The following is a 16,983-nucleotide window of genomic DNA, read 5'->3' on the forward strand; positions in this document are numbered from 1 at the left end:
GGACCCGGGAGTCCCCCGCTCAGGCGAGCAGGGTGTAGCCCTTGAACCCGGTACCCAACTGGGTGGCTGCCGACCAGCCGCCGCGTCCGTTGTTCTTGTAGCCGTACAGCACACCCGATGAGTTCACACCCACCAGGTCGAAGCGACCATCACCCGACATGTCACCCGGGGAGAACGCATGGGCGAAACCGCCCCATCCGCGCCCCACCTGAACGCCGCCGGCCAAGGTGCCATTCGTACGACCCGCATAAAACCACATCGTCCCGTCGCTGGAACGGACACCAATGATGTCGCCCCGCCCGTCACCGTTGAAGTCGCCGACCGAGAAGAAGAAACGCATCCCGCTCCACCCGCTGCCGATCTTCACTCCACTCGACAGACCCGTCGACGACATCTGGTACCGGTACAACAAACCCGTCGACTTCTGCCTGGCCACCACATACTGCGTCGAGGAACCACTCAGCTTGCCCGCGAACACGATCTTGTCCATACCGCCCCAGTTCTGGCCCACCTTCCGCCACGGGTACAAACCACCCGAAGCCGACGACCGGTAGATCCACAGACTGTTGTCCGCACGACGCACCAGCGTGTCTGAGCGACGATCACCGGACCAGTCACCGATCTGCACGAGGTAGGTCGCGCCATCGACCATCGCATCGAACGACGCCAACCGCGACAACCCCGTCGAGGTCGTCCGGAACAACGACAAGTAGCCGTACTGATCGGCCGCGTAGATGTCGGCGAACGAATCACCCGTGTGCTCACCAAACCTGCCCGTCGCGGCGAAGGTCGGCATCACCTTGGCGGTGCCCACCACCTTGGTGGTGGTGCTGTTGTTGCCCATGATGTCGGACAGGTCCGCAGGGTCGAAGCGGAAGGTCAGAGCCCACGGGGTGGTGCCCTTGGGGATGGTCCAACCCATGATCCACCAACCGTCCAGGGGGGTGCCCTGGTAGAGCTCCATCGCCTCGCTGGTGACGAATCCTTGGCTGTCGTACAAGGCCAGGGTGGGCGGGTTGGTGCCGCTGGCGTCCTTGATGCGCACCAGGACGACCACCTGGGCGTCGGTGAGGGAGGCGTCGATCGAGCTGGGGCTGACGAAGGAGTCGACCACCACGGGCGCCGCCACGTCGGGGGTGTTGACGACGGTGAAGCGTGCGAGCTCCTTGACCGCGGTCCACGTGTTCCCGACCGCGTCGCTGGCCGGACCCATCTTGACGATCCAGGTGCCGGCTTGGGCTCGCACCGGTACCTCGTACTGGGCTCGCCACGTACCCGACACTGCGGTGCCGCTGACGAGCGTCATCGTGTAGTCGGGGTCACAGATGCCGCCCTGTACGTACACACAGATCATCGGGGGCCTGACGCCCGACGGGTCGGAGAGCTGGGCCTGCACCACCACCACCTTCCATGCAGAAGTGACATCGACACTGCTCGGGGAGACGCTGCTCGAGACCAGGGTCGGTGGCGTGGTGTCGGTGGAGGCCAGCCGCACACCGACGTTGCCGACGGTGGTCGGGTCGGCCACGTTCCCGACCTTGTCCTTCAGGTCGGACAGCACCACGGTCCATGTGCCGGAGGCCGCGGTATCGGCCGGAACGCGCAGGGTCGCACCCCATCTGCCGTTGAGTTCGGTGCCGCTCGAGCGGGCCAGCGAGGCGCTGGGTTGGGGGTTCCCGGCTGGATCTTCCAGGTGCACGGACCCGGAGAGCACGCCCGAGGGGTCGGCGAGGTCGAGGGCCACGGTCACAACGTTCGAGTCCGCCGGCAGGGTGATGATCGACGGGGTGGTCGAGACGTTGGACGTCTGCGGGGCCATCGTGTCGGGGGCCACCACCACGGAGAACCCGGCAACAGCGATGGCGCTGGCGCTCTGGTTCCCGAGCGTGTCACGCACAGGCCCGACGTTCACCGTCCACTGGCCGGCCTTCGCACGAGCCGCCACTGAGTAGGTTCCCGTCCAGGTGCCCGACTGCGGAGTACCGGACGAGAGGGCGAGGGCGACACTGCCGACACTGGGGGTGTCGGGCGAGGAGACCACCGCCGTGGGAGCCTCGGTTCCCGTCTCGTCCGTGATCGTCACGGCGATGGTCACCTGCTGGGCGTCCGTGGTGACATCGACCTCCATCGGGGTGACCGTTGATGCGGTCACCACCGGAGCGGCGAAGTCATCGGCGGCGTGTGCCACCCCTCCGGCGAGTCCCAGCCCGACGACCAACATTGTCGCGAGCGCGATCCGCGCAATTCTTGTAGCCCCCATGGCTCATTCTTTCTCGAAAGGTCCGCCTCACCGACGGTGAGCACTCGGACGCGTGCACGGTAACCCACGGGCCGGTTCAGCGCGCAGCCGGGGGTGGTGCATTTGTCCACGATCGAGTCGAAATCGTTACCACGGAGCGTCGCAGAGCGAAATGCGCCTCAGGTGCCTCGCAGCGCAACGGGGAATCTTCGCCCAGTGATCACGGCCTGATGATCGTCACCCCTGGCACAGCCATGGATCCGTCCCCCATGGCCACCAGCGCCGCGGGCGCCTCGTCCAGACTGATCGTGCGACCCAGCAGCCGCTCCGGCTGCAGCCGCCCAGCAGCAATGTCGGCCAGCATCCGCGGGTAGTCGGCGGCAGCCATCCCGTGGCTGCCGAGCACCCGCAGTTCGCGGGCGATCACCAGATGCATCGGCACGCTGGCCCGGTCCGCGACGACGGCGGGCGGGAGCAGGCCGATCTGCAGATGCCGACCATGCACCCCCAACGTCTCGCTTGCGGCGCGGGCGGTCGGGATACTGCCGAGGGCGTCGATCGCGACGTCGGCGCCGCCGGACCACACGAGTCTCACCTCGTCAGCTATGGACTCTGCGGCGTCGACCAGATGCGTCGCGCCGACCGATGCAGCGACCTCCAGCGCCCCGGACGACACGTCCACCGCGAGCACTTCTGCACCGAGCGAGGCGGCGACCATCACCGCCGCGAGTCCCACGCCACCGCACCCCACGACGACGACGCGCTCCCCCGCCTGCACCTTCGCGACGTCGACGACGCCCCGGTAGGCCGTCGCGAACCGGCAGCCGAGTCCCGCCGCCACCTCGAAGCTCACCTCGGGCGGCAGCGTCACCGCGTTGAAGTCTGCGGCCGGCACGGCCACGAGTTCGGCGAACGATCCCGGCCCGTTGAAGCCGGGCTGCCACTGGTTCGGGCAGACCTGGGCCGCACCGGCCCGGCAGGTGTCGCAGTCGCCGCAGCCCAGCACGAACGGGACGACGACCCGGTCGCCGATGCGCACCCGCTTCACGCCTGCGCCCACCGAACGGACGACGCCAGCGAACTCGTGCCCCGGGATGTGCGGCGGCGTGATGTCCGCGTCGTGACCGGCCCAGCCATGCCAGTCCGAACGGCACAGACCCGTCGCGCGAACCTCGATGACCACGCCCCCGTCGGTCGGCTCAGGGTCCGGGACATCCTCGACCGCCGGCAGCTGACCGAAGGCGGCGTATCGCACAGCTCTCACGGACGAATCCTTTCATCAGCGCCGCTGAGTGACTCGCCCCAGCCACCGAAGGGTCACGTGCGGTCGTGGATCACCACAACTCCTCTTGGTTCGCCGCTGCTCCCACGTGGTGGTCGGCGCAGTGGCGGCTCCTCCCATCGTGGGAGCTGGCGTTCAAAGATCGGCTCACAATCACCGCAACCCCCACGCACGGCCTGCCGGCACCTTCCCCGCAAGTCTCCTTGTAGAGTCGCTGGCGTGCTTGTGGCACTGGGGCCAAAGGAGAAGCGTGAGCGAAATCAATGACAGCACGACCGAGATCGAGCTGATGAAGAAGCTGAACATCGATTCTTGGCGCAATCTGTCCAAAGACAAGGTGCTCGAGTTCGCCTCCGCCCTCCCAGACCTCGACAAGGAGGTGGCCCTGCAGGTCGTCGGGCAGTTCCCCAACCTCAAGGAACTCGTGAATGGCGCGCTCCAACAGGTGGAGAACCAGGCCAAAGAGGCCCATCGCTTCAACTGGAGGAGCCAGAAGAAGGCCCACGAGGGCTACGCGGACTACCGACGCGTGCTCGACAGGGAACTCGACCGTGACGACCAATCCCCGGAGGCCCGGCTCCACATCCTCGAGCTGTTCAAGAAGGTGGTGGACGACGAGGCCGCCAAGGACAGCGAGAACAAGAAGTTTCTGGCCTTCTTGGCCACTACCGGCTCAGCCGCCATCGTGGTCGCCATCGGCCTGGCCTCAGCCGCGCTTGGAGGAAGCTCCAATCTGCGAGATCACAACCAGAACTGACATGGGCGTTCGCCTTCACCCCGAGTCAGAGTTCCTCACGCCGCCCCGACTGGCACCCCCTTCGCGTCCCCCTGCAACCCCCACTGGATAGGTTGATCAGCAACCCCCACCATCGAAGGAGATCCATGCCCCCACAAGGCTTTGCCGACAAGGTCGCGTTCGTGTGGCGCGTCGCCGACAAGCTCCGGGGCACCTTCAAGCAGCACGAGTACGGCTCGGTGATGCTCCCCCTCCTCGTGCTGCGCCGCATGGACGCCGTGCTCGCGGACACCAAGGACGCCGTCGTCGCCGCGGCCGAGGGCTGGACCGACATCAACGAGGGCCAGGACTACATGCTCAAGTCCATCGCCAAGCAGCGCTTCTACAACACCTCGCCACTGACCTTCTCGAGCATGCTGCACGACGACAAGAACCTCGCCCTGCACATGGGTGGCTACATCCGCCGTCTCTCCCGCGATGCCTACCGCGTGATGGAGGCCTACAACCTCGACGAGAAGCTCTCCCGCATGGAACGCGCCGGCATTCTCTACGGTGTCGTCTCCGATTTCGCTGACCTCGATCTTCGTCCGAGCCAGGTCAGCAACGAGGCGATGGGCTACATCTTCGAAGAACTGCTGCGGAAGTTCTCCGAAATGAGCAACGAGACCGCCGGGGAGCACTACACCCCGCGTGAGGTGATCTCGCTGATGGTCGACCTGCTGCTCACCGGCCAGACGCTCACCGAACTCGTCGAGAACCCCAAGCCCGTCCGCACCGTCTACGACCCGGCCGCGGGCACCGGCGGCATGTTGATGGGTGCGCTCGACAAGATCCGCGAGGCCAACCACAGCGCCGTGGTGCAGGTCTACGGTCAGGAACTCAACGACGAGACGTGGGCCATCGCCCAGTCCGACCTGATGATGCAGGACATCTCCCCTGACCAGATGGCCAATGGCAACACCCTCACCCAGGACCACTTCCCCACCCACAAGTTCGACTTCATCCTCGCGAACCCGCCCTATGGGGTCGACTGGAAGGGATACGCCGGCCCCATCAAGGACGAGCATGAGTTGCTCGGCTTCCACGGACGCTTCGGCGCCGGCCTCCCCCGCGTCAGCGACGGCTCGCTGCTGTTCCTGCAGCACATGCTGTCGAAGATGAAGCCGGACGGATCCCGCGTCGGCATCGTGTTGTCGGGCTCGCCCCTGTTCTCCGGCCAGGCCGGGTCGGGCGAGTCGGAGATTCGCCGCTGGATTCTCGAGAACGACTGGCTCGAGGGCATCGTCGCCCTGCCCGACCAGATGTTCTACAACACCGGCATCTCGACCTACGTGTGGATCCTCACCAACCGCAAGGACGACCCCTCCCGCGGTCTGGTGCGCCTCATCGACGGCCGCGAATCCGGCTCCAAGATGCGCAAATCCCTCGGCGACAAGCGCAAGGAACTCACCGGTGACGCCATCGCCGACCTCGTGCGTCTGTACGGGGGTGCAATGGGCGAATTCGCGGACGATCCCCGAGTGCGGGTGCTCCCCCGCGAGGAGTTCGGGTTCCAGCGCATCACCGTCGAGCGCCCCACCAAGGACGAGGACGGCAGGCCCATCCTCAAGCGCGGCAAGCCCGTGGCGGACGCAAGCCTGCGCGACCAGGAGAACGTCCCCCTGCCCGCCGGCTTCTTCGAGCTGGACGCCAGTCAGCGCGAGCAGGTGTTGATCGAGTCGGCCGAGAAGCACCTTCACGAGGAGATCCACCCCTACGTGGCCGACGCCTGGCTCGACCACAAGAAGACCAAGTTGGGGGTGGAGATCCCCTTCACGCGGCAGTTCTACGTGTATGAGCAGCCGCGAGCGGTGGAGGAGATCGCCGCGGAGATCAAGGCGTTGGAAGGTCAGATTCAGGAGTGGATGGCGGGGTTGGGGCTGTGAAGCTCAAGCACGTAGCCAGGCTCAGGGCGGGGGGAACCCCAGACACGAGCGATGAAGCCATGTGGACTGATGACGCAACCGAGGGAATCCCCTGGGTGGCGATCGGCGACATGAGCGGAACCCGATTGGTTGCGGGAACCAACAAGCTGGTGTCCCTGTCCGGAGCTTCGTCAAAAGGCCTCCCCGTGGGGCAGGCCGGGACAGTGCTCTTCGCCATGTACGCCAGCGTCGGAGCGGTCTCCGCATTGGGGGTGAAAGCGACTTGGAATCAGGCACTGTTGGGCCTAGAGGCGAGCGATCTCGCGGATCAACGCTTCCTCGCCTACTGGCTAGAGCACTACGCGCCACAAGCAGTCGCACAAGCCAGGTCAGCTACACAGGCCAACCTCAATGCCGACCAGGTCGCCAACTTCCCGTTTCCTGACCTGTCTCTCGAGGAGCAACGGAGGATCGCGGCCTTCCTCGACGACCGTGTGGACAGGATCGACCGCATCATCGCCGCCCGCCGCCAGCAGATCCAGCACGTGAAGGAGTGCCTGCAAGCCGAGCGCCGGCACGAAGTGCTTGGCTTGCGCGATGGTCAGGTTGCGACGCCACTGCCCTGGGCGACTCACGTCGGCGCCGGACGCCCGCTGCGCCGCCTCTTCCAAGTCACGAGGATCGGTACGGGTCATACCCCGAGTCGGTCGGTCCCCGAGTACTGGGAGAACTGCACGATCCCGTGGCTTACCACAGCAGACGTGCACAAGTTTCGGTACGACCAGATCGACGTCATCGACCAGACTGAGCTGCAGATCAGCGAGCTTGGTCTCGCGAACAGCGCGGCCGTGCTCCACCCGGCAAACACAGTAGCCCTGAGTCGCACGGCCTCCGCAGGCTTCCCGGTCATCCTTGGCAAGGATATGGCGACCAGCCAGGACTACTTCACGTGGACCTGTGGCCCCGAGATCATTCCGGCATACCTCTTGGAGACGCTGCGCGTGATGCGTTCGTACTTACTCAAATACCTTGCAACTGGCTCGACTCACAAGACCATCTACTTCCCCGATCTCCAAGACCTTGAGGTCCCCCTGCCGAGTCTCGGCGCTCAGCAGGCGGCCGTCGAACGGGTCCGCCATGCGTCCTCGGTCGCCCTGAGCGCGGAGAAACTGCTGACAAACCAGATCGCCAGGCTCAGCGAGTACAAGTCGTCTCTGATCACCGCCGCCGCCACCGGCGAACTCGACGTGACCACCGCCAGCCGCCGCATCCCCGGGGAGTGACCATGAGCGTCCATCTGGAGTCGTCGTTCGAGGCCAACATCGAGGCCCACCTCGTCCAGCACGGGTGGACGTCGCTGCCTGCCACCGGGTACGACCGCACCCTCGGCCTCTTCCCCGAGGAGATGCTGGCGTTCGTCCGGGAATCACAGCCCAAGCAGTGGGCCACACTCGTCCAGCGCCACGGCGGCGAATCCTCCGCGCGGCACAAGTTCCTCACCGTCGTCGCCCAGACGATCGACCACCGCGGCACCATCAGCGTGCTGCGCGGCACCCTCAAGGACTCCGGTGTCGAGTTCCACCTGTGCCCGATCAAGCCGGCGAGTGGGCTCACCCCGGAACTCGAGCAGCGCTACTCGAAGAACCGGCTCGGCATCGTCCGGCAGTTGCACCACTCGGAGTCGAACCCGTCCGATTCGGTAGACCTGACCCTGGTCGTCAACGGCATCCCGGTGGCCACGGCGGAGCTGAAGAATCCGATCACCCACCAGACGGTCGAGCACGCGATGGCGCAGTACCGCACCGATCGGCACCCGAACGACCGCATCTTCGCCAAGCGCACCTTGGTGCACTTCGCCGTCGACCCGCACCAGGTGATGATGGCGACCAAGCTGGCGGGCGACGCTACGCGGTTCCTGCCGTTCAACCAAGGCACGGCGGGTCCGGGGCGTCCGGGGGCGGCGGGAAACCCCGCCTCCGACGGCTACCAGACTTCGTACCTGTGGGAGCAGGTGTGGCAGCGCGACAACTGGCTCGACCTGCTGCACTCGTTCGTCCACGTCGAGAACGGAGTGGTGCTGTTCCCCCGCTTCCACCAGTGGCATGCAGTCCGCTCGCTGGTCGCGGCTACGCGGGAGTCCGGCGCCGGAGTCGATCGCTTGGTCCAGCACTCGGCGGGGTCGGGCAAGTCCAACACCATCGCTTGGACCGCGCATTCCTTGTCGAGGCTGCATGGGGCTGACGATCGTCCGATCTTCGACAAGGTCGTGGTGATCACCGACCGCAAGGTGCTCGACCGGCAGTTGCAGCAGACGGTGGCGGGGCTCGACCACACGCCTGGCACCATCGCGCGGGTTGACCAGCACTCCAACCAGTTGAAGGCGGCGCTGGAGGGGAACGCGGCCCGGGTGATCATCACGACGCTGCAGAAGTTCCCGGTTGTGGCTCAGTTCGCCGCGCAGGAAGCGGCGGCCGGCGAGGGCAAGGAGGTGGCCGGGCATCGGTTCGCGGTGATCGTCGACGAGGCTCACTCCTCGTCCAGTGGTGACTCGATGAAGAAGCTGAAGACCGTGCTCGGCAGCGATGACGACGAGGCGCTGCTGGCGGCGGCTGAATCGATCGAGGCCAGCGCGGAGCAGAAGGCCGAGAACGACGACCCGGTGCTGGCGAGTGCCCAGGCGCGGGGCAGGCAGAAGAACCTGTCGTTCTTCGCGTTCACGGCCACTCCCAAGCCGAAGACGCTCGACCTGTTCGGGCAACTCGACTCCGAGGGCAACCGGCAGCCGTTCCACACGTACTCGATGCGGCAGGCCATCGAAGAGGGCTTCATTCTCGACGTGTTGGCGAACTACACGACTTACGCGACCTACTACAAGCTCGCCAATGCCGAACCGCGCACCGATCCGGAGCTGAACCAGTCGAAGGCGAAGGCTGCCTTGGCACGGTTCGTGTCGCTTCATCCGTACCAGTTGGAGCAGAAGGCCGAGGTGATCGTCGAGCACTTCCGCCAGAAGACCGCCTCGAAGATCGACGGGCGCGCCAAGGCCATGGTGGTGACGCGGTCGCGGCTGCACGCGGTGCGCACCAAGCAGGCGCTCGACGCCTACATCACCAAGAAGGGCTACGACCGCGGGGCAGGTGCACTGAAGACCTTGGTGGCGTTCTCGGGTGCCGTCACCGACCCGGACATGCCGGAGGTGGCGTTCACCGAGGCCGGCATCAACGGATTCCCCGAGACGCAGCTGCCGAAGAACTTCCACGAGGACGAGTTCCAGGTCTTGGTGGTGGCCGAGAAGTACCAGACCGGTTTCGACGAGCCGCTGCTGCACACCATGTACGTCGACAAGAAGCTGTCAGGTGTCAAGGCGGTCCAGACGCTGTCGCGGTTGAACCGGACGCATCCAGGGAAGACCGAGACCTTCGTGCTCGACTTCGCCAACTCGGCCGAGGAGATCAAGGACTCGTTCGCGCCGTTCTACGAGGAGACCCTGGCCGTTCCCACCGAACCGCAGATGCTCTACACGATGGAGCACGATCTGCGATCAGCGGGGGTCATGGCTGCTGACGAGATTCGGGCTGGTGCGCTGGCGTTGTTGTCGGACGATCCGGGACAGCAGGCGGCGGTTTACGCTGCCGTGACTCCAGCGGTGGGGCGATTCTCGCTGCTCGAGGAGGACGACGACCGCGACGAGTTCCGGGCGAAGCTCAACCACTTCTGTCGGGCTTATGGCTTCGTGGCGCAGGTGATGCCGTGGGCGGACCCCGATCTCGAAGAACTGTTCCTCTACGGACGAGTGCTGCTGGCTGAGTTGCCGGCTGGCGGGGACGACCCCGTACCCCAATTGTCACGGTCGGTGCAGCTGACCCACCTGCGGTTGGCGGTCACCTCGGAGGGAACGATTGGTCTCTCGGCCGCCGACGAGCCGGGCAAAGCGTTCACCGGAGAAGGCAAGGGTCGACAGGCCGAGCCCGTGGTGGACAAGCTGTCGGCGCTGATCGCCGCCATGAACGAGAGGTTCGGAGCCGATCTGGGCGAGGCCGACCTCGTGTGGTTCGAGCAGCAGCGCGTCGTCGTCAAGACCGACGATGAGATGCGCACGGTGGCCCTGAACAACGACAAGACCCAGTACATCCTGATGCTCAACGAGCGGGTCAAGCGGATGCTGGTGGATCGGCACGGGCAGAACCAGGTGTTGTTCGACCTGTTCTTCAGCCAGCCGGAGGTGCAGGAGCGGGTGTTGAGCTACCTGGCGGACACCTATGAGGAGTTCAGGAGTGAGGCTGGATGACGTCGTCGCCACGAACTGCGGTTGGAGAGCACCATGGAGCGAATGTCGCGAGGTGAGCAGAGTCGGAACTCAACTGCTGATCACTGCTGCTCTGCTGTGGGCGCCGCCCGCCGCCCGAACCCCCCCTCCAGCCTTCGGGCGGACAGCCAACGCACTGGTGCAACCTACTGAAACATCTATGTTGCAGTAGATGTTTCAGTAACTTCACGGCAGGCTCCACGAAGCTCGGGGATCACGGGGCGACTGACCGTCCCACGTGACAAGCCCGAGCGCGCGAAGACTCTGCAGATGACGAGAGGCGGTTGGGCGGGCAACGCCAGCGAGTTCCGCAACCTGACCGGTGCTCAGTGGCCTCCCCTCCAACCGCAGGACATCGAGGATACGCCGTGCGGCCTTCGGCAGACTCGCTCGCACATCCTCATCGAGGGCATCAGCAGACGACAAGACAAGCCGCACCGAGCCAGTGCCTTGCGAGTAGATCGGATCAGTGAGACCGAGGGATCTCATCTGGGTGAAGATCCGCTTGATGCCCTCACCAAGTTCTCGGGCAATCCCGAGGTCAGAGCAAACGCGGACGATACGAGGGTTGCGTGCATAGCGACTGATCGCCAACGGCCTGGACGGATCCGCCAGACCTGGGAAGCGTCCGGGGTTCTCGATCTCGATGCGGTTGGGGAAGATCTCAACACGGACGTGGTCCCCCGCGATCGAGTACGAACGATGCAAGACCGCATTGACCAGCCCCTCGAGCCACACGTCGCGGGGGATGATCGGGCGCGCCTCGAAGTGTCCGCTGGGCGCCAGCGCCTGAACCTTGGGAGCCCATTGTTCGATCGCTGCTGCTGCTCGAGTGATCTGCACTGGGATGGAGCCTTCGAAACGGACATCTCGGCCTTCGAGGAGTGACATGTTCGCCCCGGTGCCCCGGTCGATGCCCGCGTACTGGAGAACTCGGACGACTGCACTGGGAAACAGCGTCTGTGGTCGCTCAGCGAAGAGAAGCCAGCCCGCAACTGTGAGGCGGCCGTCGCGCGTGAGCAGGTCACGCGCCGACAGCATTCCAGCCGGCGTCTCAGACCCGATCGACTCTTGGTAGGACGAGACCTGTCCTCGGTCGAGATCCTTGACGGCAACGTCGACGGGTGTTCCGTCGAAGGGAGCGCTTCCGCGATCGAACTCCAATTCTCGGCGCTGGGTGTAGCCAAGCTTGCGTGACTCATCGCCGACCCGGAGGTAAACCTCACCCTTGCTCGTCTCGTGAACATGCTCGCCCGGATCGACGCGCAGTACGATCACGACCCTTCCATCGGTTGTGGCCAACTCGAAGGCAGTGGAGCGCACCACTGGGGCGGTGAAGTCCTGAGCTGCCTGCCGCAGTGCGTTGCGATGAGTCTCAGCCACTCCCTCCACCGACCCGTCATGAATCCCGACGACGACGTACCCACCCTCCGCGTTCGCCAATGCCACCAATGGGACGGCCAGGTCTCGGGCACTGATCCGACCCGCCTTGCGCTCAAACCACTGTCCCTCCTGTAGCCGCGCCAGGCGCTCGATCGCGTCGCTGGGGGGCAGTGCGAGCACACGCTCGACGTCTCCGGGATACATGATCCTACTGTAACAATATTCCAGTAGATTTCAGTCATTGATCAGCGCCGGGAGTCAACCGGAAGCCAAGCTGTGTTGCACCCACTTGGAGGCTTGGTGCCAGCGGTCGCCGTCAACCATCCAGCGCCACCACGCCCAACCTCGCGACTCAGGTGTGGTGCGTGAGGCACCAGTCCACTACGGATCCCAGCGCCGAGGTCACCCCGCCGTGACAATCCCCTCGGTCGTGACCCGCACCCCAAAACCCTGCCCGTCAATGGCGGCGTAGTCATACCCAGCGGTCGTGGGCCACACCGCAAAGACCTTCAGGCTCTCGTCGCCGGTGTTGACCAGCCGGTGCCCCTCGGACCCTTGGATCGCGTGGATCGACCCGGGCTCCACCTCTTCCAGGCGCGTGTGGCCCTGCTCGTCCATCAACAGGAGCAGCCCGCGCCCCGCCACGCCGACGTAGATCTCGGCCGCACGCCGGTCCTGGTGCACGTGCCCGCGCGTCATGTGGAACTCGCCGTTGACGTCGCCGGGGTGGATCGTGGTCATGCCGACGTAGAGGTTGCCCGGAACCGCAGGCTCGCCGCGGTGGAACACGTCCACCTCGTAGAGCACCCGGTCCGGATCGACCCCGGTGGCGTCGGTGAAGGCGCCCGCCACCTCGCCCAGTGTCTTGCGGGAGTGCACGACGCTCTCGCCGGTGATGGTCAGTCCGGCCAGTGCGAGGGCCAAGGGTGCTGGGGTGATGGTCACGTGCTGCTCCAGGGTGGTCGAGGTTCAGTGAAGGGTCAGGGGATGAAGGACTGCCAGCGGGGATCGTCCATCCGCGGCCGGGGGATGAAGTCGAAGTCGTGCGGACGCTGCTGCCACTGCCGATGAATGGGTCCGGCGCCGTCGACGCCGAACTCGGTCAGGTCACCCGGCGCCTTCTCGACCAGGGCTGAGCTGTGCTGGTAGTGCTCGTTGGGGAGCCAGCGCAGCTCGCCCCCCTCCAGCACGGGATACCAGGCGAGGCCACGTCTGGCCCGCAGGTCGGCGTAGTCGAAGCCGTAGTCGCGCACGCACCAGGCACCGAAGGCCATCGGCCGACTCGGGTCCGCATTCACGGTGCAATGGGCCCAACCCGGTGGGACGAGCACCTTCTCGCCCGGCTCCGCGCGCACCGCGAAGCAACGGCCGGGATCGTCGGCTGCGAACTCCTGCATGTAGACGATCCCGACCCCCTCCCAGAACTCGTACAACTCACCGGTGGAGGTGCCGCACGATGCCGACACGGCGTGCACATGTCCCTGCGACCTGACCGGCTCCTCACCCACCGTGCCGCCGGCATAGGCGCAGGCCCCGAACAGGATGTTCTGGTCGACCTGCCGCGGCCGGTCGACCGCGGGACCGATGTCCATCGCAATGGCGTAGAGCACGTCCGGTCCCGAGGCCTCCGGGTCACGGAGCGTGGCACGCACATCGTCCAGTCGGCGCAGTTCGAGCGGGGGCGCCATGACATCGGCCCCGTGACTGAACCCCAGCGGGTCGTGGGTCAGCTCGATGTCGAAACCCGGGTGGTACTCCACTCAGACCCCTCCTCTTGGTATCGTTACCAGAATGCCGAGCCTAGCCCCCTCCCCCAACCAGCGACAAGTGCCCCCGCTGCCATGACGGCAGGCCAGAAGTCGCCCACCCTCAAGCAGGTGGCCGAGCGGGCGGGCGTCAGCCCCATGACCGTCTCGCGTGTGCTGGCGGGTGGTCACCACGTCAGCGCCGAGGTCAGCGAACGAGTGCTCGCCGCGGTCAGCGAACTGGGCTACCGCCGCAACGACGTCGCGAGCAGACTCCGTAGCCAACGCGGCAGCGGACTGGTCGGGGTGGCCATCACCAACATCGACAACCCGTACTACGCGCAGGTGGTGCTGGGTGTCGAGGACGCCATCCGGGCCAGCGGCCGCCGCATCCTGCTCGGCACCACCGCCGAGGACCCCGAGCGTGAGGCCACCGTGGTGGCTGACTTCGTCGGTCGTCAGGTCGAGGGCATCGTGCTGGTACCCAGTGGCGCTCGGGCACACCTCCGCCCGGCCGCGCTGGCGGGCCGTCCGCTGGTGCTCGCCTCGCGGGCCGTGCCCGGCGTGAGGGCCGACACGGTGCTCGTGGACGACGTCAACGGATCCCATGAGGCGACACTCGCCCTGTTCGAGCAGGGCTACCGGCGGCTCGCCTTCCTCGGCAACGCCGAATCGGTCTCGACCAGCAGCAGACGCCTGGAGGGCTTCCTGCTGGCGCACGAGGACGCCGGTGTACCCGTCGACCAGACCCTGGTCAGGCGCGGAGCACACTCAGTCGAGCAGGCGTGCGAGACCGCACTCGACCTGTTGGCACTTCCCCAGCCACCCGATGCCTTCTTCGCCGCCAACAACCGCAACGCCGTCGGCCTGCTCACCGCACTGGCACGGCACCGCACGGACGACCTCGTCAACGGAGCCGTACCCGGCCTGGCTGTGTTCGACCAGTTCGACCTGGCCGAGTTCGTCCCCTGGCCCATCGCGGTCGTCGAACACGACGCGCGCGAGGTCGGCCGGATCGCCGGACGGATGCTGCTCGACCGACTCGAGCGGGGGGAAGATGCCCGCGACCACGAACCCCCCGAGGTACCGCTTCGTACGGTGCAGATGCCCGCCCAAGTCGTGTGGGCAGGAACCCCTCGACTTCCCGGGAAGGTCTGATAACGTTATCAGCGTGCTGCTGATGAACCGGGCCCGCGACGTGGCCCTCACCCTGGACGACACCACCGGTTGCCCCACCTCGCTGCGTAGCGGCGACGTGGAGCTCGATCTCGCCGTGACCCTCGACCTCGTCGTCGGTGGCGTGGAGGAACGAGGCGTGCAGGGTGGCCTGCACTACCGCGACACGACCACACTGACGGGCACCACCGCCACAGCACCGGCTCGTCGTCGATCGACGGGTCTGGACGACCAGGTGGTCGTCACCACCGACCTGCAGGGCTGGACGGTCGAGTGGACCTGGACCCTCCATCCCTCCGAGGGGCCCGCCCTGGGGCTCGGCCTCACCCTGACCCCGCCGACGACCGGGGAGCGGGTGCTGCGCGACCTCATCGTCCGGGTCACGCCCCAGCTGCCGTACGACGCCGTCGTCCACGTGCCGGGGGCACAGCTGCGTCCCTCACTCGAGGTGCGTGACCTGCCGGCAGTGGTGCAGGTGGCGTCCGCGGGGGGCGTGCCCGGGTCGTCCGCCCTGTTCGGGTTCGAGACCGAGGGCGCGACCATGGTGGCCTGGCCGTTCTGCCGCACCGAACTCGGCTCCATCACCCTGAGCCCGGTCACGGGGGGCTGCGAGGTCACCTACGCCACGTCCCTGGCCGGTGAGGTGGCAGCCGACGAGTCGTTGGTGATCGAACCACTGCTGCTGCACCTCGCGCCGCACACCGGCTGGGACCACCTGCTCGCCCTGTTGCCGCAGTGGTACGCCGGGCTGGCCCTGACCACGCCCCAGAGCCCTCCCCCGTGGCTGCGCGCCGCCAGCATCTTCGAGGTGCAACTGGGCACCTCGCTCTTCTGGGGCGGGCACAGCTACACCGCCTACCCCGATGTCGCCGCCCTGCGCGCCGACCTCGACCGGGTGCAGCAACTCGGGTTCGACGTCATCCAGCTGATGCCGCGCCAGCCCTATCCCAGCTACAACCTGCATGAGGTCGGGGACGTCGACACCAGCTACGCCCCCGCCGACGAACTCCGCGCCCTGGTCGATGACTGCCATGCCCGCGGCATGCACATCATCCTCGACATCCTCATGCACGGGGTGCTCGACAACGAGTCGATCGACGAGGCCGCGGTCGGCGTCCGCGGAGGTCCGCTGGCTGCGTCGCTGGAAACCCTGCGCGGTCAGGCCTTCGACGAGGAGGGCGTCTTCTACCCGGTCGCGTGGTCGCGGCACATCCTCGACTTCGAACAGGCCTGGAAGCAGGGCAGCCCGGTCCACCACCACCTGCTGGACGAGCACCCGGACTGGTTCTTCCGCGCGAGCGACGGGCACGTCACCGGCATCTACACCAAGGCCCTGGACGCCAGGACCGGATTCGCGGATGCGTTCATCGATGCCTGCTGCGCCATGGTCCAGACACTCGGCATCGACGGCTTCCGCTTCGACGCCCCGACCTACAACGACTTCCCCAACTGGTCACCCGAGACCCGGCACCGTGCCAGCGCCTCGCAACTGGCGTGCACCTCGCTGTTCCGGCGCCTGCGTCCGCGGCTGCGCGCCATCCGCGACGACGTGCTGCTCTACACCGAGCCGTCCGGGGTCCTGCTGCGCGAGTCGATGGATCTCAACTACAACTACGACGAGCAGTGGCTGCTCGCCTCGATCGTCCTCGACAGCGAGCACGGCTCGGCCCACCAAGTCCGCACCGGGCATGACCTGGTGGCCTGGTACCACGACCGCGACGCCGCCCTCCCGCCGGGCAGCCTCACCGCTCACCACATCGACTCCCACGACACCTTCTGGTGGCCGCTGTGGGGCGACAAGTGGCGGCGTGAACAGTTCGGCCTGCCCGCGACCCGCGCGATCGCGACCGTCAACCTGCTGTTGGGCAGCCCCTACATGATGTTCGTCGGCGGCGAGGTGGGGCTGGAGGACTGGCTGCCGGTGGTCAACCGGCTCAAGCGCGAGCATGCGGCCCTCCGTGAGGGACGACCCGACTTCGTCGTCCTCGCACCCGACGCACCGAGCGTCTTCTCCGTGCTCCACCACCACGCGGACGAACCGGTGGCTGTTCTCGTGAACCTCTCCGACCGGCCGGCGACCAGCCGAGTGGTGCTGCCCGTGGCCGGTCCGTGGCACGAGGTCACCGGGCAGGACGGCCTGCCGTCCCAGGTCACGGACGGGGACGAGGTGACGCTGCCCGCCTGGGGCGCGATGGTGCTGGCCGGGAGCTGA

Annotated in this window: 11 protein-coding genes; 6 read left to right on the top strand and 5 right to left on the bottom strand. The window is 66.4% G+C overall.

Going from position 1 to position 16,983, the window contains the following annotated elements:
• Positions 1-19 precede the first annotated feature (19 nt).
• Positions 20-2,260: an FG-GAP repeat domain-containing protein gene (locus H507_RS0112415; protein WP_157438981.1), complete on the bottom strand. Its 2,241-nt coding sequence runs from the start codon at positions 2,258-2,260 to the stop codon at positions 20-22.
• A gap of 199 nt (positions 2,261-2,459) precedes the next feature.
• Positions 2,460-3,503 carry an alcohol dehydrogenase catalytic domain-containing protein gene (locus H507_RS0112420; RefSeq protein WP_022911023.1) on the bottom strand — a complete coding sequence of 348 codons (1,044 nt, stop codon included), beginning with the start codon at positions 3,501-3,503 and terminating at the stop codon, positions 2,460-2,462.
• A 268-nt stretch (positions 3,504-3,771) separates the two neighbouring features.
• Here H507_RS0112420 and H507_RS16725 point away from each other — a divergent pair, with 268 nt between their 5' ends.
• From H507_RS16725 to H507_RS0112440, 4 genes are all read left to right on the top strand, one after another.
• Positions 3,772-4,278: a hypothetical protein gene (locus tag H507_RS16725; RefSeq protein WP_022911024.1), complete on the top strand. Its 507-nt coding sequence runs from the start codon at positions 3,772-3,774 to the stop codon at positions 4,276-4,278.
• Between the two features lie 125 nt (positions 4,279-4,403).
• Positions 4,404-6,182: a type I restriction-modification system subunit M gene (locus H507_RS0112430; protein ID WP_022911025.1), complete on the top strand. Its 1,779-nt coding sequence runs from the start codon at positions 4,404-4,406 to the stop codon at positions 6,180-6,182.
• The gene (locus tag H507_RS16730) at positions 6,179-7,444 is read left to right on the top strand and encodes a restriction endonuclease subunit S (RefSeq protein WP_051139820.1); all 1,266 of its coding nucleotides are present in this window, start codon (positions 6,179-6,181) and stop codon (positions 7,442-7,444) included. The genes H507_RS0112430 and H507_RS16730 overlap by 4 nt, the downstream gene beginning before the upstream one ends.
• Before the next feature lie 2 nt (positions 7,445-7,446).
• Positions 7,447-10,449 (top strand): type I restriction endonuclease subunit R, encoded by a 3,003-nt coding sequence (locus tag H507_RS0112440; RefSeq protein ID WP_026378172.1) that lies wholly within the window; start codon positions 7,447-7,449, stop codon positions 10,447-10,449.
• A 204-nt stretch (positions 10,450-10,653) separates the two neighbouring features.
• On the opposite strand, the gene H507_RS0112445 is transcribed toward H507_RS0112440, so the two are convergent.
• The 3 genes from H507_RS0112445 to H507_RS0112455 all read right to left on the bottom strand — a co-directional run bounded on the left by H507_RS0112445 (position 10,654) and on the right by H507_RS0112455 (position 13,610).
• Complete coding sequence (locus tag H507_RS0112445; protein WP_022911028.1) at positions 10,654-12,054, bottom strand: ATP-binding protein; 1,401 nt, start codon at positions 12,052-12,054, stop codon at positions 10,654-10,656.
• Positions 12,055-12,252: 198 nt separating this feature from the next.
• Complete coding sequence (locus tag H507_RS0112450) at positions 12,253-12,795, bottom strand: glucose-6-phosphate isomerase family protein (protein WP_022911029.1); 543 nt, start codon at positions 12,793-12,795, stop codon at positions 12,253-12,255.
• A gap of 35 nt (positions 12,796-12,830) precedes the next feature.
• Positions 12,831-13,610: a glucose-6-phosphate isomerase family protein gene (locus tag H507_RS0112455; RefSeq protein WP_022911030.1), complete on the bottom strand. Its 780-nt coding sequence runs from the start codon at positions 13,608-13,610 to the stop codon at positions 12,831-12,833.
• Positions 13,611-13,691: 81 nt separating this feature from the next.
• Between H507_RS0112455 and H507_RS16735 the strand changes: the two genes are divergently transcribed.
• Both H507_RS16735 and H507_RS16740 read left to right on the top strand, forming a co-directional pair.
• Entirely contained in the window at positions 13,692-14,753 is a 1,062-nt protein-coding gene (locus H507_RS16735) for a LacI family DNA-binding transcriptional regulator (RefSeq protein ID WP_022911031.1), read from the top strand.
• Between the two features lie 13 nt (positions 14,754-14,766).
• Complete coding sequence (locus H507_RS16740) at positions 14,767-16,983, top strand: alpha-amylase family glycosyl hydrolase (protein ID WP_022911032.1); 2,217 nt, start codon at positions 14,767-14,769, stop codon at positions 16,981-16,983.

It is taken from the genome of Aestuariimicrobium kwangyangense DSM 21549 (genome assembly GCF_000421525.1).
Taxonomy (GTDB): domain Bacteria; phylum Actinomycetota; class Actinomycetes; order Propionibacteriales; family Propionibacteriaceae; genus Aestuariimicrobium; species Aestuariimicrobium kwangyangense.